25 protein-coding genes and 3 tRNA genes are annotated in these 25,172 nt (G+C 65.8%); 16 read left to right on the top strand and 12 right to left on the bottom strand.

What is annotated here, in order from left to right:
* Nucleotides 1–35: 35 nt before the first annotated feature.
* From ACT4ML_RS09565 to ACT4ML_RS09555, 3 genes are all read right to left on the bottom strand, one after another.
* On the bottom strand, nt 36–1,280 hold the full coding sequence (locus ACT4ML_RS09565; RefSeq protein ID WP_444720656.1) for a M20 family metallo-hydrolase: 1,245 nt from the start codon (nt 1,278–1,280) through the stop codon (nt 36–38).
* A gap of 1,009 nt (nt 1,281–2,289) precedes the next feature.
* Nucleotides 2,290–2,363: transfer RNA gene (locus tag ACT4ML_RS09560), tRNA-Ile, on the bottom strand.
* Between the two features lie 77 nt (nt 2,364–2,440).
* Nucleotides 2,441–3,040, bottom strand: a complete 600-nt coding sequence (locus ACT4ML_RS09555; RefSeq protein ID WP_444720655.1) for an FxsA family protein — start codon at nt 3,038–3,040, stop codon at nt 2,441–2,443.
* Between the two features lie 137 nt (nt 3,041–3,177).
* On the opposite strand from ACT4ML_RS09555, the gene ACT4ML_RS09550 reads away from it, so the two are divergent.
* On the top strand, nt 3,178–4,830 hold the full coding sequence (locus ACT4ML_RS09550; RefSeq protein WP_444720654.1) for a DUF255 domain-containing protein: 1,653 nt from the start codon (nt 3,178–3,180) through the stop codon (nt 4,828–4,830).
* An 81-nt stretch (nt 4,831–4,911) separates the two neighbouring features.
* Nucleotides 4,912–5,715: a TrmB family transcriptional regulator gene (locus ACT4ML_RS09545; RefSeq protein WP_444720653.1), complete on the top strand. Its 804-nt coding sequence runs from the start codon at nt 4,912–4,914 to the stop codon at nt 5,713–5,715.
* On the opposite strand, the gene mptA is transcribed toward ACT4ML_RS09545, so the two are convergent.
* Together mptA and ACT4ML_RS09535 are read right to left on the bottom strand one after the other, a co-directional pair.
* Nucleotides 5,712–6,638, bottom strand: coding sequence for a GTP cyclohydrolase MptA (gene mptA / locus ACT4ML_RS09540; protein WP_444720652.1), 927 nt, complete (start codon nt 6,636–6,638; stop codon nt 5,712–5,714). The genes ACT4ML_RS09545 and mptA overlap by 4 nt on opposite strands.
* A gap of 243 nt (nt 6,639–6,881) precedes the next feature.
* A complete protein-coding gene (locus tag ACT4ML_RS09535) occupies nt 6,882–7,085 on the bottom strand; it encodes a hypothetical protein (protein WP_444720651.1) in 204 nt (67 codons plus the stop codon).
* A 209-nt stretch (nt 7,086–7,294) separates the two neighbouring features.
* On the opposite strand from ACT4ML_RS09535, the gene ACT4ML_RS09530 reads away from it, so the two are divergent.
* The 3 genes from ACT4ML_RS09530 to ACT4ML_RS09520 all read left to right on the top strand — a co-directional run bounded on the left by ACT4ML_RS09530 (nt 7,295) and on the right by ACT4ML_RS09520 (nt 10,138).
* The gene (locus ACT4ML_RS09530; protein WP_444720650.1) at nt 7,295–8,215 is read left to right on the top strand and encodes a nucleotidyltransferase domain-containing protein; all 921 of its coding nucleotides are present in this window, start codon (nt 7,295–7,297) and stop codon (nt 8,213–8,215) included.
* Between the two features lie 361 nt (nt 8,216–8,576).
* Entirely contained in the window at nt 8,577–9,350 is a 774-nt protein-coding gene (locus tag ACT4ML_RS09525) for a DNA-directed RNA polymerase subunit epsilon (protein ID WP_444720649.1), read from the top strand.
* 119 nt (nt 9,351–9,469) lie between these two features.
* Nucleotides 9,470–10,138, top strand: coding sequence for a DsbA family oxidoreductase (locus ACT4ML_RS09520; protein ID WP_444720648.1), 669 nt, complete (start codon nt 9,470–9,472; stop codon nt 10,136–10,138).
* A gap of 11 nt (nt 10,139–10,149) precedes the next feature.
* Here the strand turns inward: ACT4ML_RS09520 and ACT4ML_RS09515 are convergent, their stop codons facing one another.
* Complete coding sequence (locus tag ACT4ML_RS09515) at nt 10,150–10,986, bottom strand: NAD(+)/NADH kinase (protein WP_444720647.1); 837 nt, start codon at nt 10,984–10,986, stop codon at nt 10,150–10,152.
* A gap of 391 nt (nt 10,987–11,377) precedes the next feature.
* Between ACT4ML_RS09515 and ACT4ML_RS09510 the strand changes: the two genes are divergently transcribed.
* The 5 genes from ACT4ML_RS09510 to ACT4ML_RS09490 all read left to right on the top strand — a co-directional run bounded on the left by ACT4ML_RS09510 (nt 11,378) and on the right by ACT4ML_RS09490 (nt 15,237).
* Nucleotides 11,378–11,617: an amphi-Trp domain-containing protein gene (locus ACT4ML_RS09510; RefSeq protein WP_444720646.1), complete on the top strand. Its 240-nt coding sequence runs from the start codon at nt 11,378–11,380 to the stop codon at nt 11,615–11,617.
* A gap of 1 nt (nt 11,618) precedes the next feature.
* Entirely contained in the window at nt 11,619–11,981 is a 363-nt protein-coding gene (locus ACT4ML_RS09505; RefSeq protein WP_444720645.1) for a hypothetical protein, read from the top strand.
* An 80-nt stretch (nt 11,982–12,061) separates the two neighbouring features.
* Nucleotides 12,062–12,490: a universal stress protein gene (locus ACT4ML_RS09500; RefSeq protein ID WP_444720644.1), complete on the top strand. Its 429-nt coding sequence runs from the start codon at nt 12,062–12,064 to the stop codon at nt 12,488–12,490.
* A 191-nt stretch (nt 12,491–12,681) separates the two neighbouring features.
* Complete coding sequence (locus ACT4ML_RS09495) at nt 12,682–14,163, top strand: hypothetical protein (RefSeq protein WP_444720643.1); 1,482 nt, start codon at nt 12,682–12,684, stop codon at nt 14,161–14,163.
* Between the two features lie 108 nt (nt 14,164–14,271).
* On the top strand, nt 14,272–15,237 hold the full coding sequence (locus ACT4ML_RS09490) for a transcription initiation factor IIB (RefSeq protein ID WP_138246382.1): 966 nt from the start codon (nt 14,272–14,274) through the stop codon (nt 15,235–15,237).
* Nucleotides 15,238–15,326: 89 nt separating this feature from the next.
* Here ACT4ML_RS09490 and ACT4ML_RS09485 read toward each other — a convergent pair.
* Nucleotides 15,327–15,397: transfer RNA gene (locus ACT4ML_RS09485), tRNA-Gly, on the bottom strand.
* Nucleotides 15,398–15,861: 464 nt separating this feature from the next.
* Here ACT4ML_RS09485 and ACT4ML_RS09480 point away from each other — a divergent pair.
* Entirely contained in the window at nt 15,862–16,656 is a 795-nt protein-coding gene (locus tag ACT4ML_RS09480) for an NAD+ synthase (protein ID WP_444720642.1), read from the top strand.
* A gap of 16 nt (nt 16,657–16,672) precedes the next feature.
* Here the strand turns inward: ACT4ML_RS09480 and ACT4ML_RS09475 are convergent, their stop codons facing one another.
* Nucleotides 16,673–17,203 (bottom strand): GNAT family N-acetyltransferase, encoded by a 531-nt coding sequence (locus ACT4ML_RS09475; RefSeq protein ID WP_444720641.1) that lies wholly within the window; start codon nt 17,201–17,203, stop codon nt 16,673–16,675.
* 70 nt (nt 17,204–17,273) lie between these two features.
* Nucleotides 17,274–17,978, bottom strand: a complete 705-nt coding sequence (locus ACT4ML_RS09470; RefSeq protein ID WP_444720640.1) for an enoyl-CoA hydratase/isomerase family protein — start codon at nt 17,976–17,978, stop codon at nt 17,274–17,276.
* Nucleotides 17,979–18,038: 60 nt separating this feature from the next.
* On the opposite strand from ACT4ML_RS09470, the gene ACT4ML_RS09465 reads away from it, so the two are divergent.
* Both ACT4ML_RS09465 and ACT4ML_RS09460 read left to right on the top strand, forming a co-directional pair.
* On the top strand, nt 18,039–18,800 hold the full coding sequence (locus tag ACT4ML_RS09465; protein WP_444720639.1) for a DUF7114 family protein: 762 nt from the start codon (nt 18,039–18,041) through the stop codon (nt 18,798–18,800).
* A gap of 97 nt (nt 18,801–18,897) precedes the next feature.
* Nucleotides 18,898–18,969, top strand: a tRNA-Thr gene (locus ACT4ML_RS09460).
* A 94-nt stretch (nt 18,970–19,063) separates the two neighbouring features.
* Here ACT4ML_RS09460 and gfo6 read toward each other — a convergent pair.
* Nucleotides 19,064–20,134 (bottom strand): D-xylose 1-dehydrogenase Gfo6, encoded by a 1,071-nt coding sequence (gene gfo6, locus ACT4ML_RS09455; protein WP_444720638.1) that lies wholly within the window; start codon nt 20,132–20,134, stop codon nt 19,064–19,066.
* Nucleotides 20,135–20,337: 203 nt separating this feature from the next.
* On the opposite strand from gfo6, the gene nadA reads away from it, so the two are divergent.
* From nadA to nadC, 3 genes are read left to right on the top strand one after another with little or no spacing between them, the layout of a single operon-like run.
* Nucleotides 20,338–21,471: a quinolinate synthase NadA gene (gene nadA / locus ACT4ML_RS09450; protein WP_444720637.1), complete on the top strand. Its 1,134-nt coding sequence runs from the start codon at nt 20,338–20,340 to the stop codon at nt 21,469–21,471.
* 2 nt (nt 21,472–21,473) lie between these two features.
* Complete coding sequence (locus tag ACT4ML_RS09445; protein WP_444720636.1) at nt 21,474–23,012, top strand: L-aspartate oxidase; 1,539 nt, start codon at nt 21,474–21,476, stop codon at nt 23,010–23,012.
* A gap of 5 nt (nt 23,013–23,017) precedes the next feature.
* Nucleotides 23,018–23,833: a carboxylating nicotinate-nucleotide diphosphorylase gene (nadC, locus tag ACT4ML_RS09440; protein WP_444720635.1), complete on the top strand. Its 816-nt coding sequence runs from the start codon at nt 23,018–23,020 to the stop codon at nt 23,831–23,833.
* A 1-nt stretch (nt 23,834) separates the two neighbouring features.
* Here the strand turns inward: nadC and ACT4ML_RS09435 are convergent, their stop codons facing one another.
* A complete protein-coding gene (locus ACT4ML_RS09435; protein ID WP_444720634.1) occupies nt 23,835–24,395 on the bottom strand; it encodes a DUF7529 family protein in 561 nt (186 codons plus the stop codon).
* Between the two features lie 175 nt (nt 24,396–24,570).
* Nucleotides 24,571–25,125, bottom strand: coding sequence for a methyltransferase domain-containing protein (locus ACT4ML_RS09430; protein ID WP_444720633.1), 555 nt, complete (start codon nt 25,123–25,125; stop codon nt 24,571–24,573).
* Between the last annotated feature and the right edge of the window lie 47 nt (nt 25,126–25,172).

Here is a 25,172-nt window from a genome sequence, read left to right as displayed (position 1 = left end):
GACGTCCACCTCGAGACAGCGCGGGTACTATCGACTCACGCGTCGTCGTTCGCCAGCGCGAGTGCGGCCGACGCGAGGGTGTTCGCGGCGCTGTAACAGTCGTCCCAACTGGTGAACTCGTCTTCGGTGTGGCTCTTACCGTCTTCGCTGACGGCGAACACCATGCCGGCGTCGCACACCTCGGTAGCGTGGGTCGCGTCGTGGACGCCGCCGCTGAACAACCGCCTCGTCTCGTAGTTGTGCGCCGCCGCCGCGCGTTCGACCGCGTCGACGCACCGGTCGTCGAACGAGACGGGCTCGGCTCGCGCGCGGTCCTCGTGGTCGTACGCGACGCCTTCGCGGTCGGCAGCGGCGGCCGCTTCTCGTTGCACGCGTTTCTCGGCACGGTCGATCACTGATGACTCAGGATCGCGGAACCCGTAGCTGACCGTCACCTCGCCGGGAACGACGTTGATCGAGTTCGGCTGAACGTCAACGGAGCCGACGGTCCCGACGGTCCGTTCGCCGATCGCGTTGGGAATTCGACGTACCTGCGTAACGAGATCCGAAGCCGCGACGAGCGCGTCGCTGCGGTGGTGCATCGGCGTCGCACCCGAGTGGCTCGCCTCGCCGCGAAAAGTCACTTCGCCCCACGTGAGTCCGACGATACCGGTGACGACGCCGACATCCGCGCCGGTCTCTTCGAGAGACGGTCCCTGTTCGATGTGGAGTTCGAGATAGGAGTCGTACGCTTCGGCGGGGGCCGCCGGATGGTCGCCCTTATACCCGATCCGCTCGAGCTCCGACTCTACTGTCCGCCCGTTCTCGTCAGTCTTGGCGTACTCCTCCTCGAGGTCGATAACGCCGGCCCAGACGCCGCTGCCCTGTAACACCGGCTGGAACCGCGATCCCTCCTCGTTCGTCCAGTTGACGATCTCGACGGGACGCTCCGTCTCCACCTCTCGTTCGTTCAGTTCGCGGACGAACTCCAGCGCGGCGACGACGCCTAACGCGCCGTCGTAGATCCCGCCGTTGGGCTGGGAGTCGAGGTGCGATCCGACGAGAACGGGCTCGACGTTCCGGCGCCCATCTCTGCGGCCGAATATATTTCCGAACTCGTCGATCCGAACGGCGAGGCCGGCGTCCTCGAGTTGCGTTACGAACCAGTCGCGGACGGCTTTATCCTCGTCGCTCAGTGCCACTCGATGAAGGCCGCCGTTGTCGGTCCCACCTATTTCGGCCTGTTCTCGCATCGTCCCTACGAACCGATTGCGCTCGAGCGGGAATGTCACACGCACCATGACGACTAACTCTCCAATGAATGTTGGCAGAATGGTTAGAAAAACTATGGCTCTGATCTGTTCTGTCTGTACTGTCTCGAGCGGAAGTTGTCTAATCGATCACCTTGCATCGGGACTAGGGTGGATTGCTATCGACTATCAGTAAGAAGGAATATCGGGACCGTTCCACGGTTGGTAGCGCTGCGGATTTGAAAAGTATGTAATATGGTATGTAACTAATCCTATCGACTCAAATATATAGACAACAGTACTACTGTTCCAGTATTTCATCTCTCGAGGTCGAAATTCTTATCGATGGAATACCCTCTGAATCGGTTGCTCTCTCGGAGAGACGGACAGGATCGAAGCGAATCGTTTGCTGGACAAAATCGGAGAAAACCTCCTTCAAATTCTGTTTTGTGATTAAACACGGCATATATGTATCGCTCCGTTCCATACATAACATATAGACGGCCTCACTGATCGTCTGCTCGAAGCGCAAACCGCCGCGTCTAACGCGATCCGGAGCGATCGATCTCCCGGACTTTCGATGGTACTCGTTCCCCTATTGTATCGTACGTTTCGCGATTTCGGATATCAACCATATAGAAATCATATTGTGTCTAATAGTGATATCTCTGTGTGTACGGATCAGAACCGAGTTCCAGACATTGGTTTCACTACGTGTAACATAGCGGAGTTGATCGGTATACCCGATTAGATATCAACGACTGTGAGTCAGACCTGACAGTATCGAGTATCTACAAACTGTTCAGAAACTGAGCGGGCTCCCATCGGTCCGACCCGGTTGCGGACGGCCCTACTGGCTGCGCTCGCGAGTGTACCTCTGCTGCTCACAGCTCACTACATTCGCGTTGTTCGCAGCAAAAATGGGCCAACTCGGATTTGACCCACCTCGAGACGTTCCGGGTCGCTCGTTACACTCGCTTCCCGGGCCTGCGACTCGCGTAATTCAAATCCTCGCGGCAGCACACACTCCCGGCTCACGAAGTTGCTCGCCGCAAAAGTATGGGCCAACTCGGATTTGAACCGAGAGCCTCCACCTTATCAGAGTGGCGCTCAACCTAATTGAGCTATTGGCCCGCACTGCCTTCCTTCGCACTCGATAGTTGCTCGGTGGGACGTTTAAGCGTTTCTTTCTTTCGGACCCGTGCGAATCGCTACCGAGCGAGGGGATCGTCGTCTCGTTCGTCGTCCACGTCGTCCGTGCGTTCGTCGCCGAAGTCGATCGTGTAAGCGTCTTCGGAGCCCTCGCCATCGACGGTGTAGGCGTCGTCGCCGAGGTCGTACGTCTCGCCGCCGCTCGAGGCGGTCTCTCCACCCGACGCGCCCTCGTTCGGGAAACCGAACGTCCAGACCTGTCCGCTGGCGAACCCGCCGGTTTTCTTGTCCGCATACGGGACGATCACGTAGCGTTTGAGCACGGCGCGGATCGGGATCCGCGTCAGCGGAACGGCGAGCAGGAAGCCGATGGCGTCGGTGACGAGCCCGGGGGTCAGCAGGAACGCGCCGGCGGCGATCAGGAGCCCGCCGTCGAGCAGTTCGTTGGTCGGCGGCTTGCCCTCGGCCATCGTCCGCTGCATCTTTCGTATCGTCCGCCGGCCCTCGGCGCGGACGAGGAGCATGCCGATCAGGCCGGTCAGAACGACGAGCAGGATCATCCCGACCCAGCTGAGGAAGCCGAACTGGGTGACGACGACCGCGAGCAACACGGCGTCGAGAAACGGAATGAGCAACAGCGCGAAGATCCACCGGAGCATAGTCCGATCTAGTCGCCGAACGGTGAAAATCTTTTACTCTCGTTCCAGAAACGGAGTCGCACGACTCGAGGCCGGAGCCGACCGGCCGTGCCGTGTACGAACGAAGGGCTTACCCTCGCCACGTTCGTCGGTCCGGTATGGACGATACGACCCGCGTCGAGTGGCGCGACTGGGGACCGGAGGCCTTCGAGGACGCCGCGGCGGCCGACCGCCCCGTCTTGCTCTCGCTGACCGCGACGTGGTGCGATCACTGCCACGAGATGGACGAGGAGACCTATTCGGAACCCCGCATCGCGGCCAACCTCAACGACAGTTTCGTTCCCGTGCGGGTCGACGTGGATCGGCACCCGCGGGTCCGCGATCGGTACAACATGGGCGGCTTTCCGTCGACGGTCTTTCTGGCGCCCGATGGAAGGGTCCTGACCGGCGCGGGCTACCTCGGTCCCGACGGGATGCGACAGGTCCTCGACAGCGTCCGGACCATGTGGGAGACGAAGGGAAGCGGCGCGGCCCGTGTTCCGCGCCCGCTCCGGGAGGACAACCCGCCCGCGGGCGAGCTGACCGCCGAGATCGAGCAGGGCATGCTCGGCCACCTCACCGACACGTACGACGAGACCGCCGGCGGCTGGGGACAGACCCCGAAGTTCCCGCTGCCAGACGCCCTCGAGTTCGCGCTCAAGCGGGACCGGGAGATGGCGCTGCGCTCGTACGACGCGGTCGGCGCGAACCTGTTAGACGAGTACGACGGCGGCTTCTATCGCTTCGCGACCGACCGCGACTGGTCGGGGCTCCAGCGCGAGAAGCTACTGGACTCCAACGCCGCGTTAGTGCGCGCGTTCGCCAACGCCTATCTCCACACCGGGAAAGACGAGTACCGAAACCCCGCAGAGCGTACGGTCGAGTTCCTGACGACGACGCTGTGGAACGACGAGGCCGACGCCTTCGCGAACAGTCAGGCACCCGGTGAGGACGACGCGTACAGCCTCGACGCGACCGATCGGGCGGCCGCCGCCGAGCCGCCGATCGACGAGGGCGTCTTCGCCGGCCCGAACGCGCTGGCCATCGAGGGGCTGCTCACGTACTACGCCTACACCGACGACGAACGCGCCCGCCGGTACGCCGAACGCGCGCTCGCGACGCTCCGCGAGGACCTGCTCGACGAGGATGGCGTCGTCGCCCACGCACGCGAGGAGTCCGTCGAACGCGACGCTGACGGCGAGGCAGTCCCGCTCTTGACGAATCAGGCGCGCACGCTGGCGGCGCTGACGACAGCTGCGAGCACGCTCGAGCCCGATGCACTCTCGGACGCGACGGCCGTCGCGGAGGCGACGATCGATCGGCTCCACGACGAGGACTCGTTCCTCGACGGCCCCGCCGAGGGGGTCGGCCTCTGTGACCGCCCGCTGCGTCCGCTCGACGCGAACGTCGCGTTCGCCGACGCCCTGATCGATCTGGCGGTTCTCACCGGCGACGACCGCTACCGCGAGTTCGCGCGGGAAACCCTCGAGGCGTTCGCCGGGGCCAGCGACCGATTCGGCGTCCAGATCGCCCGCTACGCGACCGCCGTCTCCCGGCTGCTCGAGGGGCCGCTGGTGATCCGGGTGGCCGCCGACCCCGGTTCGGATCTCCACCGCGCGGCGCTCCGACTCGCAGACCACGAGAAGGTCGTTGTCCCCGACGCGGACGACCTCGAACCGGGGACCGCACGGGTCGAACGCGGCGACCACGTGTCGGCTCCCGCCGAAACTCCCGACGAGTTGAGTGAACGCGTCCAGACGATTCACGACTGATACTAGGCTCCTACCGGTCGAACCCGTCCGATCGCCAAACTACCACAGCGTTTATGTTTCTCCAGTGGGTTGCGTTCGCACATGGCTACTCTCAGGGATCTCGGGCTCTCCGAGTACGAGGCTCGAGCCTATCGTTCGCTGCTTACCACTGGCCCCACAACGGCCAAGGAGTTGTCGCGGGCGAGCGACGTGCCGATGGGGCGGATCTACGACGTGCTCAACAGCATCGAACAGTACAACCTCGTCCGGAGTCAGACCGCGAGCCGGCCGAAGAAGTACGTCGCCGTCGAACCCTCGACGGCGCTCGATCGCTTGCTCGAGGACAAGAAACGCGAACTCGAGGAGAAGGCAGACCAGTACGAGTCGATCGTCGACGATCTGTCCGACGAACTCGACGCGGCCGAGCCGGTCGAAGAACAGTTCTGGACTGCCGCCGTCGGCCCCGAGGAGACGATGGACCTGCTCTTAGAGCGGCTGGCAGCAGCCGACCGCGATATCGTGATGGTATCGTCCCACCCCTCCCCGCAGTGGGACATCCAAGCGGTCAGCGAGGAGATCAACGCCCAACTCGAGGACGCGATCGATCGCGGCGTCTCCGTCAAACTCCTGATGACCCGCGAGATGGTCGCCTCGATGTCCGAAGAGGTGGGCAAGCGCTACCGGGAGACCCTACAGCAACTCGACGACTTCGAGGTTCGCACGCACGACGACGTGACGGGCTCGTTCAACATCATCGACGGCGTCGAGATCTGCATTCAGGTGCCGAATCCCCTCACCTCGGGTGAGGCCTTCGGCATGATCGATCTCAAAGATCCCGAGTTCGCGGCGAACGTCCACGACGAGTTCGTCCCGCGGTGGGACGAAGCGGACCCGCTCCAGTTCTAGTTGCCGACTTCCTCGCGCAGCGTCCCCATCTCGACGACGCGCTCGGCGTGGGCGTTGTGCTGGTGGATCGACTCGTCGTTGGACTGGCTCATCGTGATCACCGCGTCGTCGTCGAGGTGATCGAACTCGTCGACGACACCCTCGGCTAACGCCCGCACGCAGTCCTCGACGAACTTCGCGTCGGCGTGGGCCGCGTAGGTCATGTGGTCCTCGTCGGGTCGCTTGGCGAGGTTGTAGATCCGGGCGCTCATCGAGTCCCGGGCGATGTCGATGACGTCGTTCAGATCGACCGATGGATCGCCGTTGGCTTCGACGGTCAGCGTCGCGTGCCCCCGCTGGGAGTGACCCGGCTGTGGCACCTCATCGAGGAACTCCGTGATCGTCTCCTCCTCGACGCCTAAGTCCTCGAGGGTCTGTTTTGCGCGGGCGGTCGACATCCCCTGCGAGCAGGGACAGACCGTCATGCCGGTGACTCGCGCGCCGATCTCCTCGCGGGTGCCCTCCTCGGTCGCCGTCGCCGAGGCCACGATGTCGACGGTGTGTTGGGTCTCGCGGTCGCTGGCGGGGGTCTGTTCACGGCGCATGAACTCGGCCTCCATCGAGACCTCCGCCTTCGAGGTGTAGTCGTGGCGCTCGAGCAGTCGTTCGGCGGCCTCGCCGCAGACCTCTTCGACCTGATAGGCCTCCTCGCGGGTCGCGTCTTCAAGAATCTCGTCGATGACCTCCATGTTACGGCTCATGTCCGCGCCCTTGCGCCAGCCGGGGAGATCGACGAAGACTTCGAACTCGGCGGTGAGGACGATCGGTCGCTTGTCCTCGCGGGCGATCTTGACGAGTTTGTCGACGCCGGTGACGCCGACCTGACTCAGGCCGACGGTCACGTCGGGCGACGTCGCTTGCACGTCCGGCAACTGATGACTCATTGCCCGCATTCAGGCGAGGGCGCGATTCAACCTTTCGGAACCAGTAGTTGTTGGCTCGGGAACGGGACGCCCTCGATACCGCCTCGGGCGAGCCGTCGATTCTTTAAGTGCCTCTGGTCACAAGGTAGAGCTATGACGGGAGGACGGCCGTTCTGCAGTCAGTAACTCACACTCGATAGTCACGCCGCTGGGTTTCGATCTTCGTTCGACTGGGAATAAGCGCCAGTCCCAGCGACAACGGGTTCACGAGTCGCTCGAGCCACCGACAATCCGTTTCGCTGCCTCCCACGCGACGGCGAGCACGAACAGGAAGAGCAACGTCGCACCCAATCCGGTGAGAAACCCGTCCGTGACGCGGCGTGCGAAGAAGACGGCAAGTCCGGCGACGAGTATTCTCGAAATCCGGTTCAGATCCCACTCGAGCAGTACGGATCGGAGGGCAGACATTATCTCATTCCAGACATTATCTCATTCGTGTGTTGGATTAGATATATGTCTATGGGAAGCACAGCGAGTATCGGTTGAGATGTTCTAGTCGGCTACACCATCCGCGGGCCGACCGTTCTTTAAGTGCCTCTGGTCACAAGGTGAAGCTACGAAGGGCATTCGTCACCCGGCCTTCTCGGGTTTTACTTCCATACCCTCGAGCCACAGCTATGGCTTCCGTTCCGACCCACGTCCACGAAACCGTCGACGACCATCTGACGGCGATCGAACGCGAACACGACATCGCGGTCGTGATGGCGGTCGCCCGCGGGAGCCACGCGTGGGGCGCGGCGAGTCCCGACAGCGATTACGACGTCGGCTTCGTCTTCGCGCCGACCGATCTGCGCCGGTACACCCACCTCGAGGGAGCGCCCGAAACCCTCGTCGACGACCGCGGCAAATTCGAGTATCAGGGCTGGGACGTGCGGACGTTCGCGCGCCTGCTCGCCGACTCGAACGACGGCGCGCTCGACCTGCTGCGGAGTCCCATCCGCTACCGGCTCGCGTACGACCCCGCTACGCTCGCGGACTACATCGAACGCGCGTACAATCCGATCGACCTCTATCACGCGTGGCGCGGGATCGCGACGAGCAACTACCGCAAGTACGTCTCGCACCATCTGGTCAGCACTGACGACGAGCTATTTCCGATCCTCGAGTCGAACGACGAGGCGTACACCGTCGAAACCGACGACGGGACGATGACGGTCCCGGCCGACGACGACCGGTTCAGTGAGACCCAGACCAAACCGACGGTGAAGCGAAACCTGACGATCTGCCGGGCGGCCATGTCCGCTTACTACCTCAAAGAGACCGGCGAGCGCGGCACACACGACCTGCCCGCACTCGAGTTCGAGACCTTCCTGTGCGAGCAGGCACCCGCGGTGTTCGACGCCAACCGGATCGACCGCGCTCGCGAGTTGCTCGAGCGGAAACGGGCGGGCGAGGGCGCGACCGAGATCGGCGACGCCGTCGGCCGTGACTTCGCACATCCGCCGAAAGCGATCGATCCCGACACTCACGCTCGAGACGGCCCGGATACCGACCGATTGGACGATTTCATCGACGAGATGATCGCCGCGGTCCGATAGCTCGTGCCGGCGTCGCTCCTTTAAGTGTCTCTGGTTACAAGGTGTAGCTACGACGGGAGAACGGTTCCTTCTCGACTGTGTCTCGACCGGATAGCGGCGCGTCTCGCGATAGCAGTGGTCGAACACCCACCTCCTCACGACGCCGACTGACTCGAGCGGTCGTTCTTTAAGTGCCTCTGGTCACAAGGTGAAGCTACGAAGGGCTTTTCGCGGACCACTCGTCTCGAGCAGCGAGCGATAGTGTCCGGTATCGATCGAGACGCGTTTCGCTCCGATACCTGTTAGAACACCTGTCTGTCCGTCGAACTGGTGTACTGAAAGGAGCGAGCCTTTTTCACTCTCCCTCTCCGAGCGACAGACGATGCAAGACGACGGTGCCGACCCTGGTCCAGATTCCGAGCGAGCCGTGCCCGCGGACGGTGTCGACCCCGCTCCCGAGCGCGAGCGCCGCCTCGAGACCCGGCCCGGGTCCGGGTCGCTCTCTCGAGCGGACGTCCAGCGCGATTCGACGGTCCGCCAGTGGGGCGTCGTCACGCCGAGCGCGACGGTCATCGGCCGCGCGGAATCGCCCGACGCGGACCTCTCCGAGAGCGTCCGTCGCCTCCACGACGAACAGCACGCGGCGACGCCGGGCTACAGCGAGCGCGCCCACCACCTCGACCGGCTGCGAACCACGCAGGCGCTGTGTAACGCCCTCGAGGTGACGCCGTGGCAGCGCGATCTCGCACTCGGTGTGATGGACGAGATCGACCTCACCGAGTTCGGGAGCCAGCGCGCGATCGAGAAGGTCGCGCTGGTGGTGATCCGCCACGTCGTCGACGTCGACCGCCAGCAGTACTTCGGGCTGGACGACATCGACGCACAGGAGCTCTCGGCCGACCGGATGGAGGACCTGTTCGGGCAGTACCGCGCTCACGACATCACCGACGAGGAGACGTTCAAGCGACTCGCGGCCGACTACGGGTTGGATACGACGAGCCTGAACCGGCTGCGCCGCGTTCTCAAGTCCCAACTCGAGGACGAACTGCCGGCCTACGGGCGCAATCCCTACCGGGACCCGAACTTGCCGGACGTGACGGACGCGGACGCCGATGCCGCCGACGCGCCGGCGACCGGATCGGAGAGCAGCGGGTGAACGAGTCGGTTCGCCCGTCACATGCCGACGGCCGGACCGGGTCCGCACCTCGTCTCGAGCCGCGTCCCGTCGACTGCCGGTGACCGGCGACTTTTCCGTCACGGATTCCTAGCGGCGCTATGGCCGACGCTGACACCGGATCGGCACCGGAGACGACCGACCGCATCGAAATCTACGCCGACTACGTCTGTCCGTTCTGCTATCTGGGGACGCGCTCGCTCGAGCAGTACCGCGAGGGGCGCGACGAGCCGCTGACCGTCGAGTGGCATCCCTTCGACCTGCGACACGGGAAACGGAATCCCGACGGGTCGATCGATCAGGAGGGAGACGACGGCAAAGACGACCAGTACTACGAGCAGGCCAGACAGAACGTCCGCCGGCTCCAAGAGGAGTACGGCGTCGAGATGGCCCACGAAATGGCGACCGACATCGACTCGTTCAACGCGCAGGTCGCGTCGTGGTACGTCAAGCAGGAATACCCCGAGCAGTGGGCCGCGTTCGACGACGCGATCTACACGGCGCTGTGGCAGGACGAACGCGATATCGGCGACGTCGACGTGTTGGCCGACCTTGCTGACGACATCGATCTGCCGACCGACGAGATCCGCGACGCGGTCGCCGACGAGGGCCTTCGGACGGAACTCGAGGACCTGTTCACCGAAGCACAGCAGAAGGGCATCACCGGTGTTCCGACCTTCCTCTCGGACGGCCACGTTGCCCGCGGCGCGGTCCCGCCGGAGCACTTAGAACGACTCGTCGAGGGCGACGGCTCCGGCGGGCGTCGGTAGACGCGACCGACTCACTCGAGTTTGTCGAGGGCGTCGAAGAAGTTCGCCTGCGGCCCGGCGAGCGTGACGGATTCGGCCGCGAGCGAGACCGAGACCGTGGCCGGGGGCTCGAGTCGCTGCCGGTTGCGCCCGTCGCTGATCGCGTACGCGGTGTCGGTCCCGGTGACGGTGAGGGTTAGTTCGGTATCCGGTTCGACTACCAGCGGCGGCATCGGCTCGGTCGCGGCCATCTGCGTGACGACGAGCGCGTCGGCCGTGGGGTGGATCAGCGGTCCGCCCTCGCTCAGATTGTAGGCGGTCGACCCCGTCGGCGTGGCCACGAGAACGCCGTCCGCGTGGCTCTCGGCGTACCGTTGGCCGTCGACGCCGATTTCGACGGTTGCCCCGCCGCCGTGACCCCGCCGGGGGCCGTGGATGACGATCTCGTTGAGCGCGGGCTCGAGCGTCCAGTCCCCGTCGACGCCGGTCGCCTGCAGCCGCGATAACTCTCGGCCCTCGACGGCCCCCGTTCGATCGAGTTCTGTCACGAGATCGGTGACGACGCCGAGTGCGTCCGCGGGCGCGACGGCGTTGAGAAAGCCCACTTCGCCGAGATTGACCCCGAGGATCGGCGTCGAGCCGACCTCGCGGGCGACGAACAACAGCGTCCCGTCGCCGCCGATGCTTACGACGAGGTCCCGACCGGCCATCGCGGCGACCGAAACGGGGGTCGCCTCGACCGCCTCGCCGGTCGCCTCGTCGACGACGACGGCGGCACCCTCGCGCTCGAGGGCGTCGACGAGGCTCGCGGCGAGTTCCTGTGCACGCTCGTTGTCACGTTGGGCGACGATGCCGACGGCGACGTCCATCGTCGGCGGCTACCCGCCCCGTCGTCAAAAAGCCACGCTTGTCCGGCGAGCGCCACCGGAGTTTTCGGGCGGATCGACACCGAAGACGGAACTCCGGCGCTGGCCCTCGAGTCACGAGACTGCCGTCTCCGTCTCGCGATAGCCGACTGGACGGCTCCCGTGAGACCCGTCTGTCGATCGAGATTCGGCCGATCCGCCACGCGAACCGCTTCGGGGACGAACCCGTCCGAGATCACGGGCGGGTAATGTGTCGACATATTTACCTCGTCCTCTCGTCTCATCGCCCCCTTTTCCGTCAATCGAGCGTTACAGTGCGGTTCGATCGAGTAAGAGCGACGTATCGACATGTTCAGGCTCCATACTTTTGCGGGTAGGTGTCCGATAGTGAGGTATGGCCCAACGGACGACAGCCGATGAAACGCTGCCGCGAGAGGAACTCGCCGCATACCTCCAAGAGCTCGCGACGGAGTTCGAGGGCGAGAGCGAGGAGGTCTCGATCAGGGTCGGGAACAAGAACGTATCGCTCAACCCGCCCCACAACATCGACGTCTCCGTCGAGACCGTCGAGCGATCCTCGATGCTCCGCGGGAACCGTGAGACAGTCGAGATCGAACTGAGCTGGAAACCCTAACATGGCTGCCGCAGACTCCGTCCTGATCTTCGTCCTGAGTTTACTGGTCGGAACGATCGGGATCCTGGCAGGCGCGCGGCTGGTGTTAGACAGGGACGCGAGCTTCGTGAACGCGGCGGTGACCGCGCTCATCGGTGCGGCCGCGTGGGCGATCACGAGCTTCTTCGTCGGGTGGGTCCCCATCCTCGGCGTCCTGTTAATGTTGATCATCTGGGTCGGCGTCATCAACTGGCGCTACCCGGGCGGCTGGGGCTCTGCGGCCGCGATCGGGTTCGTCGCGTGGATCGTCGCGGTCGGAATCATCTACGCGATGGCTGTCGTCGGCTTCGTCACGCCCGACGCGCTCGGCATCCCGGGCATCTGAGCCCGCTGCCGGTATTCCCGCGCGGAAAGAACGTGGGCAACTGCTTTTGCCGTCCGCTCGAGACCATCGCATAGACAGCGATGTACGAGACGATCCTGTTTCCGACGGACGGCAGCGACCACGCGGCGACCGTCGCTGCCCACGCCATCGACGCCGCGGCCACGCGGGACGCCGCCCTCCACGTCCTCTCGGTCGTCGACGACCGCGCGTTCCTCGTGCTCGACGACGACCGCGTCGAGCGCGTCCGCGACGACCTCGAGGCGACCGCCCGCGAGGCGGCCGACGACGCGGCGGCCCGCGCTGCGGACCGCGGCCTCGAGACGACGACGGCGGTCGATACCGGCAACCCGGCCGAGCGTATCGTCGACTACGCCGAGACCGCCGACGTCGATCTGATCGTCATGGGGACCAGCGGTGACGAATACGAACGTAACGTCGTCGGGAGCGTCTCCCAGCGCGTCGTCCGCGAAGCTCCGGTCCCCGTCACCACCGTCGGACCCGACGTCTGATCGCCGGCGGTTCGATATCCGTTCGACGGGGGTTCCGATGGCCGATCGCTGGTCGACTCGAGTGCAGTCGAAGACGATTCCGGCCGGCGCTGTGATCGGGGCCGTCACCCGCTCCGCCGCCGTTTTCGAGCGGGACACGCCGGAACGGTAACGCATGGTTTGATGTGTGCTCCGTCACTAGTGACGTGGAGATGCGCCGTTCGATCGTAATTACAGCCGTTCTGCTCGTTCTCGCCTTCGTACTCGTCGGCGGGCCGTCGCTGTTGCTGTCGCTGTCGACCGAACAGGTCGCCTCCGAGCAGTCGGCCCAGACGAAACCAGCGCCCGAACTCGTGTCCTTCGAGGACTCGGAAAGCGGCTTCTGGGAGTATCTCAGCCCCACTCGAGGGTTCCAAAAGCGAAGCCCGGTCAACGTCGTCGTCCGCGGTGACCTCGCTGATGTCGAGCGGGTACTGACCGACGCCGACGATGGCGACTGGTCGGAGATCAACGAGTCCGAGGAGGAAGCGCTCCCGGAGACGTACTCGCTCACCGGCGGGAACGCCTCCGAGAACGAAACGCAACCGGCCAACGCGACCGCCGAGGGCGACCAACCCGTACCCGACAACGAAACGGCGGCCAACGACTCGGCCGAGAACGCGACCGACGAGGACGCGACGGACGAACCGCGGGGCTCTCTCCCCAACCTCGACTGGGGCCAAGCCGACGGCGGGACCCGCTACGCCTACGTCGACCCCGGCCCGAACGAGAGCGGCTACTGGATGACCGAATCCCGCCAGCTCGAGGACGGTGACTACTACGGGCAGCGATACCACATCCGGCTCTACGAGAGTCCCAACGAGGACGACGACTGGGTCGCGATGCAGACCCACTCGGAGCACTTCGACTGGTTCACGCTCCGCCACCGCGTCCACGGCTCGCAGGACGCCCAGACGAAGGTCGAGAACGACTTCATGGAGCATCCGCGGGTCGACGTCCAGGAGGACGTGACCCGGATCTACCTCGACAACAGGAACTCCGCCGACGCCGACGGCTGGGCGACGCTCGTCGACCTCGCCGGGCTGCTCGTCGTCCCCACGGTAGTCGGCGTCGGAGCCGGCAGACGCCGTCTCGGCGCCTCGAGCGAGACCGAAGGGTCCACGGGCGACCGCATCGCCCAGCGAGCGCCGAGCGCGATCGACGACCGCCTGACCGACGTCGATCGACGCCGACTCGCCGCCGCCTACGCCCGCCTCGAGGCCGGCCACGTCCTCCTCGTCTTCACCATCCTGGCCCTGTATCTCGGTGTCCGGATGGGGGGACTCGTCCTCGAGCGTCAGGCCACGTTCCTGACGCCCCACCAGATCGCCGCGTTGCTGTACCCGGTGATCGGCGTCGGCATTCCCGTCGCGACCTACCTGCTCGCGCGCGGGCTCACGCGACGACTCGACGCCGCCGTCACCGCCGCCGCCTCGCTCGCGGTCGCGGTCTGGCTCGACTACAGCCTGCTCGGCGTCTCGTCGCTTCCCGTCGACGTCATCGTCCAGCGGATGCTCGTCGTCGTCGCGCTCGGGCTGATCGCCGGCGGCGCGGCCAAACGCGCGACGCGGAGTTCGAAGTTCAACGACATGCTACTCGTCGGCACGGTGATGTGGCTGCTCGTGCTGGCCGGGACCCTCCTCGGCTATCTCTGAGCCGCGAAACTGCCATATTTTGCCGCTATCACCGTGATCGAGGCCGATCGAAGCGCGCGTCTTCGGTGGCGAGCCCTTAAGTCCTTGCAACATCGTTATCTACATGAAATGGCAAGCCCCACCCGTCAGCGCGAACGCGATCCTGAAACGACAGAACAAACACAGGAGACAGAGCGCGAGCGGGTATGTGACGAGTGTGACGGCGGCACACTCGTCAAGAGCGAGGATCAGGGCGAACTCGTCTGCGACCAGTGCGGTCTCATCGTCGAAGGGACGAACATCGACCACGGGCCGGAATGGCGCGCGTTCAACCACTCCGAGCGCCAGAACAAGTCCCGCGTCGGCGCGCCGACGACCCAGACGATGCACGACAAGGGGCTGACGACCTCAATCGACTGGAAGAATCAGGACGCCTACGGCCGATCGATCTCCTCGGACAAGCGCAATCAGATGCGCCGCCTGCGGAAGTGGCAGGAACGAATCCGCACCAAAGACGCCGGCGAACGAAACCTCCAGTTCGCGCTGTCGGAAACCGACCGGATGGCCTCCTCGCTGGCGATCCCCCGCTCGGTCCGGGAAGTCGCCTGCGTGATCTACCGGCGCGCACTCGACGAGGACCTCATCCGCGGGCGCTCGATCGAGGGCGTCGCGACCAGCACGCTCTACGCCGCCTGCCGCATGGAAGGCATCCCGCGATCGCTCGAGGAAGTCGCCGCCGTCTCCCGCGTCGAGCGCAAGGAGATCGGCCGCACCTATCGCTACGTCGCACAGGAACTCAACCTCGAGATGGAGCCGGTCAACCCGAAGAAGTACGTGCCGCGATTCTGCTCGGAGCTCGAACTCTCCGAAGAGGTCCAGGTCAAGGCGAACGAGATCATCGATGTCACGACCGAAAAGGGGCTGCTCTCGGGCAAGTCGCCGACCGGCTACGCCGCGGCCGCGATCTACGCCGCCTCGCTGCTCTGTAACGAGAAGAAGACCCAGCGCGAAGTCTCGGACGTCGCGCAGGTGACCGAGGTCACGATCCGGAACCGGTATCAGGAGCAGATCGAAGCGATGGGCATTCACGAGTAGGCCGGGTTTCTTCCGTTTCTACCGCGACTGGAGACGTTCCGTTCATCAATCGAACAGCCGCCGCTATCGGCGCGTGAGGTCTCGAGAAGTGCGCCGGCCGGGAATTGAACCCGGGCCGCGAGCTTGGGAAGCTCGAGTCCTACCACTGGACCACCGGCGCTCGTTCACTGCGCTCACTCACGCCGTAGCTCGACGGACGGCGTCCGTCTCACCACCGGCGCGCATCGTCACTTCGTTCCTCGCGCGCCGAGGATCGCAGTTCCTCCGGAACTGCTCACCACCGGCGCTCACCCGAAGCTACCCGTTGCGCTCACTTCAACGTAGCGCTCTCGAGCGCTCCTCGCTTCCCACCGCATAAGAACCCGGCCTCGAGTTGCAAGAACTGCAGACTCTCCGTACGTATTAGGTATCCGCCGTGGTAGCGATAGATGCAGCAAGACAGTGTGTCCGGGTTGGGGTAGTGGTAATCCTTCAGCCCGTGGAGGCTGAGACGCGCAGTTCGATTCTCGCACCCGGACCTTTTTCGAGTTGTCTCGAGCCGCCAGCGGCCGCTGAAATCGACCGTCCGGTCAGTTTTTTCCGGAGAGGGGAGGCTATTAGGTCGTGCCGTCCGTATCCCGCCACATGATCGACCTTCGCTTTTCGGAGGCGGAACTCGAGCGGCGGCGCGAACACATCACCGGTTTCCTTCGCGAGCAGGTCGACGCCGCGGGGGCCGACGGTGCCGTCCTCGGGCTCTCGGGGGGGATCGACAGCACGCTGACCGGAACGCTCGCCGTCGAGGCGCTCGGAGCCGAGAACGTCCACGGGCTCGTCCTCCCGGCGACGGTCAGCAGCGAGGAGAACATGAGCGACGCCGAGTGGGTCGCACAGGACTTAGAGATTACCTACGACGTGATCGAGGTCGAGCCGATCGTCGACTCGCTGCTGTCTGCCTACCCGGAAGCCGAGGGCGACCGCGAGGCGGTCGGGAACGCGCGCGCTCGCGTCCGTGGAGTCCTGAACTACCTCGTGGCCAACCACGAGAGCCGGCTGGTCCTCGGGACCGGCAACCGCAGCGAGGCCGCCGTGGGCTACTTCACCAAGTACGGCGACGGGGCCGTCGACTGCCACCCGATCGGGAACCTCTACAAGGGACAGGTCCGCCAGCTCGCCCGCCACGTCGGCGTGCCGGAGGAACTCGCCGCGAAGACCGCCACCGCGGAGCTGTGGGCCGACCAGACCGACGAGGACGAACTCGGGATCAGCTACGACACCCTCGACTCGATTCTGGCGACGCACATCGACGGACCACTCTCCGCGGCGGCGACCGCTCGGCTGCTCGAGGTCGACGAAGAAACCGTCGAGCGGGTCCGCGAGATGTACGAGCGCAGCGAGCACAAACGGAACGCGCCGCCGGCACCGGAGCCCCTCGAGTGATCGAGTTCGTGGACGGTCACTCCCGCCACTCGTTCTCGAGTAGCCCGTACCAGTAGACGTCCTGCCACTCGCCGTCGATGAACTCGCCGTCGCGGTGGACTCCTTCCTGTGTGAATCCCGCCTTCTCGAGGAGTCGCTTCGACGGCTCGTTGAACTCGAACACGCGGGCGGCGATCCGGTGGAGCCCGAGCTGGTCGAAGGCGTACCGGACGACGCGCTCCGTCGCCTCGGTGCCGTAGCCCCGACCGTGGTGGTCGGGTGCGATCCAGTAGCCGATCTCGGCCTTCCGGGTCTCCCACTCGATCGAGTGGAGACCGATCGTTCCGATCGGCGTCGAATCGGCGGTGATCAGGAAGTTCACGGTGTCGTCGCCACAGATCACGTTCTCGAAGAACTCCCGCTCTTGCTCCCCGTTGACGGGCCGAGATTGCCCGATCGCCCGCCAGATCCGCGAGTCGTTGATCTGGGTCTGCAGGAACTCGAGGTCGTCCTCCTCGATCGGTCGCAGCGTGACGCGGTCGCCGTCCAGAAACACCGGGCCGGGCATACCAGTCCACTTCGTGTAAGCGAATAAATTACTTTTGTTCAACCGTCTCCCGCTACTCGAGTCGGCGGCGTTACTCGAGTAACGCGTCGATATCGTCGGCGTGAGCGGCGACGAGGTCGGCGAAGGCGTCGGCCTCGCGTCGCTCCTGTGTGGCGCGCTCGCCGTCGTCGCGGATTCGGCGTTTCAACGCGGCCAGCGCGTCGTCCGCATTCCCCGCGATCTCCTCGGCGACCGATCGGGGCTCGTCCTCGAGTCGCGAGATAAGCCCCATTCGCAGGGCTTCCTCGGCGTCGATCGACCGGCCGGAGAGCGCGAACTCGAGGGCGTCGCCCTCGCCCAGCACCCGGGGCAACCTGACGGTTCCGCCCCACGCACCGAACAGGCCGAAGCCCACCCCCGGCTCGCCGTACGTCGAGTCGGGCGTGCCGACCCGCACGTCACAGGCCAGCGCGATCTCGAGGCCGCCGCCGCGTGCGGGGCCGTCGATCCCGGCGACGACGACCGCGGGCGAGTCCTCGATGGTCCGCGCGACGCGCTGACCCAGTCGCGCGAAGTCGGCCGCGCGGTCGCGGTCCCCTTCCAGTGCCGCGACCTCGTTCAAATCCGCCCCCGCGGAAAACGCGGGGCCGCGCCCCTGCAGGTAGATCACCGGCTCCTCGGCGTCGTCGACCGCCGTCTCGAGGGCCGCGAGGCCGTCGACGGTGAGCGCGTTTCGGGCCTCGGGACGGTCGATCGTCACGGTGCGAATCGGGCCGTCGGCGTCGCTGTCGATCATGTTCGCAGTCGATCGGACGTTTCCAAAGGTCTTTGGCTCCCCCGTCGTAACCCCCCGCTAATGGAGAAGGCCGACAGCTGTCGGCGTGCCGCCGCCGAGGCCGTCGCGGACGTCGAACCACCACAGCTACACGACTACATCGAATCTACCCTCGATCGTGCATCGATGGTCCCCGGCGCGCTCACGCTCGAGAGCGCCGCGATGATGGCAGCCGAGGGGCGCGTCCTCGAGGACGAGTACGACCCCGGTCTCGACGACGGGGACGGCGGAGACGACGGAAACCGAACGCGAGCGGCCGACAGCGACCTCGACGGCGTCGCCACCCACGCGGCCGGCGTCCAACTCATCTACGAGGGGCTGCGACTGACGCGGTCGCTCGCCCGCGAGGAGCCCTGGACGGCGACCGACACTGACGCCGAGACCGACGGCGACCTCGCGATCCTCGCGGCCGACATCCTCGTCGCCCGCGGCTTCTACCTGCTGGCTCGCACCGACGCCGCCGACAAAGCGGTCCGAACCGTCCGGTCGTTCGGTCGCGACCAGACCCACCGCGCCGAGCGCGCCGCGAACGATGGGAGCGATCCCGCCTCGCTCGACGCCAACCTCGAGCGCGACGTGCTCGAACTCGCCGTCCTCACCGGCTCCGTCGCCGTCGGCGAAACCCCCTCGCCGCACCTGCTCGCCGTCGCCGAGGGACTCGCAGACGGTGTCGGCACCTCGTTTCCGCCAGTCGAGGACTCGCTCTGCGACCTCGAGCCCTCGGCTCGAGAGCACTCGCTCGAGGACCACGTCGACCGGGCGACGTCGGCGACCGATCCGTGAGCCGCTGCCAACTGTGGGACGGCACCGCGATAACCCGACGCACGGCCCGGGAAAATCGAAACCCATAAAGACATCTCCGGTCAACGAAGAAGTGCGCGCCTGGGTAGCTTAGCGGTAAAGCGCGTCCTTGGTAAGGACGAGAGCCCGGGTTCAAATCCCGGCCTAGGCTCTTTCTGATATCTTCGTGACACACTCTCAAGTAGCGATCTCTCGAGTCCCAACAGTAGCGAGTTAGTCGTCTATTTTTACCCGGCAGGATCGCCTCACTCGAGTCCCACCCGACACCCGGTCTCGGCCGACTCGTAGGCGGCCTCGATCGCGCGCAGGTCCGCGAGGCCGTCCGCACCGTCGGGTTCGGGGTCGGTACCCGAAAGCACGCAGTAGCCGAAGTAGTCGAATTCCTCGCGGACCTCGTCGACCGAGGGGCCGGTGTACTCCGTGCGTACGTCGCCGCTCTCGACGACCATCTCTTGGGGGACGACGCCGCCGAAGGGCGACTCGATGTGGATCTTCCCCTCGGTACCGACCAACTCGAGCTGGCTGCTGGCGTGGGCGTCGAGACTGGCCGTACACGAGGCCGTCGCGCCGGTCTCGAACTCGAGTTGGAAGGCGACGCGTTCCTCGACCCGATCGAAGGGCTCGCCGCTCGAGTGGGTGGTGGCGTAGATGCCCGTGGGCTCGCAGTCGAGGACGAACCGGGTCGTGTTGAGCGGGTAGATGCCGAGGTCGACCAGCGCGCCGCCGCCGGCCAGCTCGGGGTCGAGCCGCCACGTCTCGGGGCTCGCGTGCTCGAGCAGCGGGTGCGAAAAGCCGCCGTGGACCTGCACCACATCGCCGACCACGTCCCCGCGGACGAGCTCTCGAGTTCGGCGGACCGTCGGCTCGGTCTGCAGTCGGTAGGCTGGCATCAGCACCACGCCGGCGTCGTCACAGGCGTCGACCACTTCCCGAGCCCGCTCGAGGGTGGTCTCGAGGGGCTTTTCGCAGATAACGTGTTTACCCAATTCGGCCGCCGCGGTCGCGTACCGGCCGTGCAGGGCGTTGGGCGTCGCGATATAGACGCCGTCGTAGGCGTCCGCACGCTCGCCCGCGAGGAAGGCGTCGTAGTCGATGACGTGTGACACGTCGTGCGCTTCAGCGATGCCCGTGGTCCGATCCGGTGAACTCGTGACGAGCACCGTCGTCTCGCAGTAGGTGCCGTCGGCGATCGCGGGCAGTGCGCGCTGGCGGGCGAAGCCGCCGATCCCGATCACTGCGAGTCGAACGGTTCCCGCGATCGATTTCCGCTCCCAGTCCCGCTGCGTGAAGTTCGCGAAGCAGTCCTCGAGTGCCATGCCGTCTCTAGGGCCCGCGACGAAAAGGCGGCAGTGAACGGGAGAGTGACAGTCAGCAGCACAAACTAGTTGGTTCCACCGAATAACCGATTCTCCGCCTTCGACTAGGTTATCCACCGGTGGTATTCACCCATGCCAGCCTTTCGAAGGAAAAAGTTATTCAATAGTCGCCTGTGATATGCGATACTCACAGGTGACGTAAGATGGTCAAAATGGAAACGGCGGAGCTGGAAACCGATCTGAGTCTGTTCAAATACGATAACCTCGAACAACTCCCGTCTCGGTATCGGGACCTCGAGGAAGCCGAACGAACGGACCGGATCGAGGCGGCGCTGTCCGAACTCGGCGACGACGTGGTGATCCTCGGGCACAACTACCAGCGACGCGAGATCGTCGAGCACGCGGACTTCATCGGGGACTCCTACCAGCTCTCGAAGGAGGCCGCCGAGGCCGACGCGGAGTACGTGATCTTCGGCGGCGTGACGTTCATGGCCGAGAGCGCGGACATCATCACGGACGACGACCAGTCGGTGATCCTGCCGAGCATGGAGGCCTCCTGTCCGATGGCCGGGATGGCCGAAGCCCTGCAGGTCGACAGCGCGTGGGCCGAGATCACGGCCGCCGCGCCCGACGAGAACATCATCCCGATCACGTACATGAACTCCTACGCGGACCTGAAGGCGTTCTGTGCGAGTCAGGGCGGCCTCGTCTGTACCTCTTCGAACGCGCACAAGGCGTTCGAGTACGCCTTCGAGCGGGGTGACAAGGTCCTGTTCCTGCCCGATAAGCACCTCGGGGAGAACACGGCCCACCGGCTCGGAATGGAAGACGAGATCGCCGAGTGGGACCCGTGGGACCCCGAGGGGAAAGACGCGGACGAGGTCGCCGAGAGCGATATCATCCTCTGGGACGGCTACTGTCAGGTCCACGAGCGGTTCCGCGAGGACCACATCGAGCGGGTTCGCGAAGCGAACCCCGGTGCAAAGGTCATCGTCCACCCCGAATGCCGCCGCGAGGTCGTCGAGGCCGCCGACAAGGCCGGTTCGACCGCGACGATCTGCGAGACCGTCGAAAACGCCGACCCCGGCGACACGTGGGCGATCGGCACCGAGATCCACCTCACGAAGCACCTCCAGCGCTGGCACCCCGAGGTGAACGTCGTCCCGCTCTGTGGCGACGCCTGCATGGACTGCAACGCCATGCGCCAGATCGACCCCAACTACCTCGCGTGGGTGCTCGAGGAACTCGCCGCGGGCCGCGAACACAACGTGATCGAGGTCGCGCCCGAGGAGAAGGAACTCGCGGGCGTCGCGCTCGATCGCATGCTCGAGATCTAACCATGACCGAGACCACCACCGGCACGGAGACGACGACCGACGGCGAACGCGCGGACGTACTCGTCGTCGGCAGCGGGATCGCGGGCTGTGCGGCCGCGCTCGCGGCGGCCAGGGAGGGCGCGGACGTGTGCCTCCTGACCAAAGCGACGAAACCCGACGACGCCAGCACCGACTGGGCGCAGGGCGGCATCTCGACCACGCGCGGGAACCCCGACTCGCTCAAAGCGGACATCATCGACGCCAGCGACGGTACCGCGGATCCCGAGGCCGTCGAGACCCTCGTCGAACACGCCGACGAGGCCGTCGGGGACGTGCTCGTCGACACGCTCGAGGTCGACTTCGACGAGGGCGCGGACGGCGCGTTCGACTACACGCGCGAGGCCGCCCACTCCGAGTCACGCATTCTCCACGTCGACGCCGCGACCGGCACGCATATCCTGCGGCCGTTTCTGAACCACGTCGACGACCACGAACGTATCGCGGTCCGGCAGGACACCGCCGCGCTCGAGTTGATCACCGCCGAGGGGCGCGTTCACGGCGTGGTGAGTGACGAAGGACCGGAGGGGCACCCGATCTACGCCGGCGCGACGGTCCTCGCGACCGGCGGAATCGGCGCGCTCTACGGTCGGTCGACCAACCCCGAGGACGCGACCGGCGACGGCATCGCCATGGCCGCCCTCGCCGGCGCGGACATCGCGGACATGGAGTACGTGCAGTTCCATCCGACCGCCTATGCGGGCGAGGACCCCTTCCTGCTCTCGGAAGCCCTGCGGGGCGAGGGCGCAGTGCTCCGCAACGGTGAGGGCGAGCGGTTCATGGACGACTACCACCCGCAGGGCGATCTCGCGCCCCGCGACGTCGTCGCGCGCGCAGTCGAAACCGAACGCGAGGAGACCGGCGAGGTCGTGCTGGACGTGAGCCCCCTCGAGTTCGACGCCGAGTACCCCGGCATCGCCGAGAAGTGCCGCGGCCGCGGGATCGAGGGCGACGAGATCCCGGCCGCGCCCTGCGAGCACTTCCTCTGTGGCGGAATTGATGTCGACGACCGCGGGCGGACGAGCCTCGACCGGCTCTACGCCGTCGGCGAGTGCGCCCGCACGGGCGTCCACGGCGCGAACCGACTGGCCAGTACCAGTCTGCTCGAGGGCCTCGTCTGGGGGCTCCGCGCGGGGACGGATGCGACCGGATTCGAGCCCGAGGTCGTCGAAGCGCCGGAACTCCGCGACAGCGATCCCGCGCTTCCCGACCGCTTCGCCGCCGAGAAGTTCACCCGGCTCACGCGGACGATGGACGACTATCTGGGCCTCGAGCGCGATCCCGACGAGATCGCCCGCGCGAGCGCCGTCCTCCGGCGGCTCAAGGGCGAGGTCGATGCCTACGTCCGCACGCGGACCGCGCGGGACCTCTACGAACTCCGGAACGCCAGCGTCGTGGCCCTGCTGATCGCGCGGGCCGCGAGCGAGAACACCGAATCGGTCGGCTGTCACTACGTCGCGACCGAGCGCGACGAGTCGACGGCCGAACCGACGGCGGACGATTGAGTGTCATGATCACCGACGCACAGGTCGAGCGCTGGCTCCGCGAGGACGTCGGCCACCACGACGTGACGAATCAGGTGCCGGGCGAGACGACCGGTCGTCTCGTCGCGAAAGAGTCCGGCGTCGCCGCGGGCCTCGAGGCCGCGACGGCCGTCTTCGACTACCTCGGCGTTTCCGTGACCGATCGGCTCGAGGACGGCACCGCCGTCGAACCCGGCGACGAGATTCTTCGCGTCGAGGGACCCGCACGCGAGGTCCTGCGGGGCGAGCGCGTCGCGGTCAACCTCGGTGGTCACGCCTCGGGGATCGCCACGCGAACGCGGGAGGCAGTCGACACCGCCCGCGCTGAGAGCGAGACTGTCCAAATTGCCGCGACCCGCAAGACCACGCCCGGCCTGCGTGGCCTCGAGAAACGCGCCGTCGGCGCGGGCGGCGGCGACTCCCACCGGCTCGACCTCTCGCATATGGTCATGGTCAAGGACAACCACGTCGCCGAGATGGGACTCGAGGGGGCGATCGAACGCTTTGCGGACCGCACCTCGTTCGCGACGAAGATCGACGTGGAAGTCGAGCGCGTCGCGGACGCGCCGCGGGCGGCCGCGGCGGGCGCGGATATCGTCCTGCTCGACAACATGCCGCCCGAGGAGACGCGGGCGGCCGTCGACGCACTCGCCGACTACGAGGGCGTGCTGGCCGAAGCCAGCGGCGGGATTACTCTCGACGACGTGCCGGACTACGCCGCGACGGGCGTCGACGTGATCTCGATGGGGTCGCTGACCCACTCCGCGCCGTCGCTTGACCTGTCGTTCCGGACCGGCGACTGAGTCAGTCCGCGTTCCACGCGCGAACGTCTTCCGCCTCGAGGAACAGCGACGGGTCGTCGTGGGAGAAGCTGACCCACCGCTCCGTCTCGGCCGCGGTCACGTGCGTCAGTAGCTCCTCCTCGACGAGCGCCCGTTCGAAGACGGCTCTGCAGTCCGTGAGATCGTACGCCAGCGGCACGAAAATGGCCGTCTCGCTCGCTTCATCGCGCTCGACGGTCAGCGCGACTCGCCGGTCGCTGCCCTCGTCCCCGAGCGGCCGGTAGTATACGTCGGCCGCGGTGATCGTGACGTTGCCTTCCTCGATGAGGTCCTCGACGACGCCGTACGCCTCGGATGAGACCGTGACATCGAGTCCGATCCGCTCCTCGGTGTCGACCGGCGAGACGGCCGTCGGCTCGAGGACGACGGCGTCCCAGCCGTCCTCGCGGTACTCCTCGGCGATCGTCCGCGCGTCCGCGAGGAGGTCGTCCCACAGCGGCCCCGACGGCTCCGGATTGTTCGTCGGATCCGGGTTGTCCGCCTGCTCCGAACTCTCCGCCGGTTCCGACTCCTCCGCCGTCATCGGAGCCCCTCCGGTCGTGGTCGTCTCGTCATACTCGAGGGCGACGACGCGGAGCGGAAAAACGTTACCTCACTCAGTCGGACTCGAGTCTCGAGGACACCCGACGGTACCAAACAACGGACGACAACGGCCGACGACGCCGAGATGTTCCTCACGAAACCGTCACCGCCGTCGATCAGTTCGCGTCGCCGCCTTCCGCGTCGGTTCGCGGCAGATCGAGTCGTTCCAGCGCGTCGCGCCAGATGTCTTCGCCGTCGGGATCACACGCCGATTGCCACTCCGCCGGCGGCAGGATCGTCGCGTCGATCTCCCCCTCTTGGGCCGCCACGGGCGGGTCTATCCGGACCTGATGGATCAGCGTCCCGACGCCGTCGGTCTCGCGAATCCGGGCCAGCGTCTCCCTCGCCTCCTCGAGCGACAGGAACGACAGCATGCACTCCGTGACGAACACGTCTATCGCGTCGATTCCGAACGCCTCGCGCAGCGACGGGATCAGGTCCTCGTCTCGGATGTCCGCCTCGAGCAGCCGCTCTCGAATCTCGGGCTCCGCCGTTTCCAGTATCGATTGCGACGCGTCGAAGCCGTAGGCCGTCACGCCGTGCTCGCGCAACTGCTCGACCGTCGCTCCCGCGCCACAGCCCGCGACGACGACCACCGGTTCCCGATCGGCGTCCGCGACCGCCTCGGCGAACGCGGCGATCTCCCGCACTTTATCGAATCGCTCTCCCATGTTCTCCCACCGGCTCGCGCGTCGAAAACTCTCTCGGTTGGCGACTC

Source organism: Natrinema sp. LN54, from assembly GCF_052439245.1.
Classification (GTDB): Archaea; Halobacteriota; Halobacteria; order Halobacteriales; family Natrialbaceae; genus Natrinema; species Natrinema versiforme_A.
The sequence above is the reverse complement of the archived record's forward strand: the minus strand, read 5'-3'. Positions and strand labels throughout refer to the sequence as shown.

Coding starts and splice junctions, on each gene's coding strand:
- mptA (WP_444720652.1), bottom strand. CDS start 6,638: ATGAGTCATCAGTTGCCGGACGTGCAAGCGACGTCGCCCGACGTGACC.
- ACT4ML_RS09550 (WP_444720654.1), top strand. CDS start 3,178: ATGGACGATACGACCCGCGTCGAGTGGCGCGACTGGGGACCGGAGGCC.
- ACT4ML_RS09435 (WP_444720634.1), bottom strand. CDS start 24,395: ATGACGGCGGAGGAGTCGGAACCGGCGGAGAGTTCGGAGCAGGCGGAC.
- ACT4ML_RS09465 (WP_444720639.1), top strand. CDS start 18,039: ATGGAGAAGGCCGACAGCTGTCGGCGTGCCGCCGCCGAGGCCGTCGCG.
- ACT4ML_RS09480 (WP_444720642.1), top strand. CDS start 15,862: ATGATCGACCTTCGCTTTTCGGAGGCGGAACTCGAGCGGCGGCGCGAA.
- ACT4ML_RS09495 (WP_444720643.1), top strand. CDS start 12,682: ATGCGCCGTTCGATCGTAATTACAGCCGTTCTGCTCGTTCTCGCCTTC.
- ACT4ML_RS09520 (WP_444720648.1), top strand. CDS start 9,470: ATGGCCGACGCTGACACCGGATCGGCACCGGAGACGACCGACCGCATC.
- ACT4ML_RS09490 (WP_138246382.1), top strand. CDS start 14,272: ATGGCAAGCCCCACCCGTCAGCGCGAACGCGATCCTGAAACGACAGAA.
- ACT4ML_RS09500 (WP_444720644.1), top strand. CDS start 12,062: ATGTACGAGACGATCCTGTTTCCGACGGACGGCAGCGACCACGCGGCG.
- gfo6 (WP_444720638.1), bottom strand. CDS start 20,134: ATGGCACTCGAGGACTGCTTCGCGAACTTCACGCAGCGGGACTGGGAG.
- ACT4ML_RS09515 (WP_444720647.1), bottom strand. CDS start 10,986: ATGGACGTCGCCGTCGGCATCGTCGCCCAACGTGACAACGAGCGTGCA.
- ACT4ML_RS09525 (WP_444720649.1), top strand. CDS start 8,577: ATGCAAGACGACGGTGCCGACCCTGGTCCAGATTCCGAGCGAGCCGTG.
- ACT4ML_RS09535 (WP_444720651.1), bottom strand. CDS start 7,085: ATGTCTGCCCTCCGATCCGTACTGCTCGAGTGGGATCTGAACCGGATT.
- ACT4ML_RS09510 (WP_444720646.1), top strand. CDS start 11,378: ATGGCCCAACGGACGACAGCCGATGAAACGCTGCCGCGAGAGGAACTC.
- ACT4ML_RS09565 (WP_444720656.1), bottom strand. CDS start 1,280: ATGGTGCGTGTGACATTCCCGCTCGAGCGCAATCGGTTCGTAGGGACG.
- ACT4ML_RS09445 (WP_444720636.1), top strand. CDS start 21,474: ATGACCGAGACCACCACCGGCACGGAGACGACGACCGACGGCGAACGC.
- ACT4ML_RS09530 (WP_444720650.1), top strand. CDS start 7,295: ATGGCTTCCGTTCCGACCCACGTCCACGAAACCGTCGACGACCATCTG.
- ACT4ML_RS09545 (WP_444720653.1), top strand. CDS start 4,912: ATGGCTACTCTCAGGGATCTCGGGCTCTCCGAGTACGAGGCTCGAGCC.
- ACT4ML_RS09505 (WP_444720645.1), top strand. CDS start 11,619: ATGGCTGCCGCAGACTCCGTCCTGATCTTCGTCCTGAGTTTACTGGTC.
- ACT4ML_RS09430 (WP_444720633.1), bottom strand. CDS start 25,125: ATGGGAGAGCGATTCGATAAAGTGCGGGAGATCGCCGCGTTCGCCGAG.
- nadC (WP_444720635.1), top strand. CDS start 23,018: ATGATCACCGACGCACAGGTCGAGCGCTGGCTCCGCGAGGACGTCGGC.
- ACT4ML_RS09555 (WP_444720655.1), bottom strand. CDS start 3,040: ATGCTCCGGTGGATCTTCGCGCTGTTGCTCATTCCGTTTCTCGACGCC.
- nadA (WP_444720637.1), top strand. CDS start 20,338: ATGGTCAAAATGGAAACGGCGGAGCTGGAAACCGATCTGAGTCTGTTC.
- ACT4ML_RS09470 (WP_444720640.1), bottom strand. CDS start 17,978: ATGATCGACAGCGACGCCGACGGCCCGATTCGCACCGTGACGATCGAC.
- ACT4ML_RS09475 (WP_444720641.1), bottom strand. CDS start 17,203: ATGCCCGGCCCGGTGTTTCTGGACGGCGACCGCGTCACGCTGCGACCG.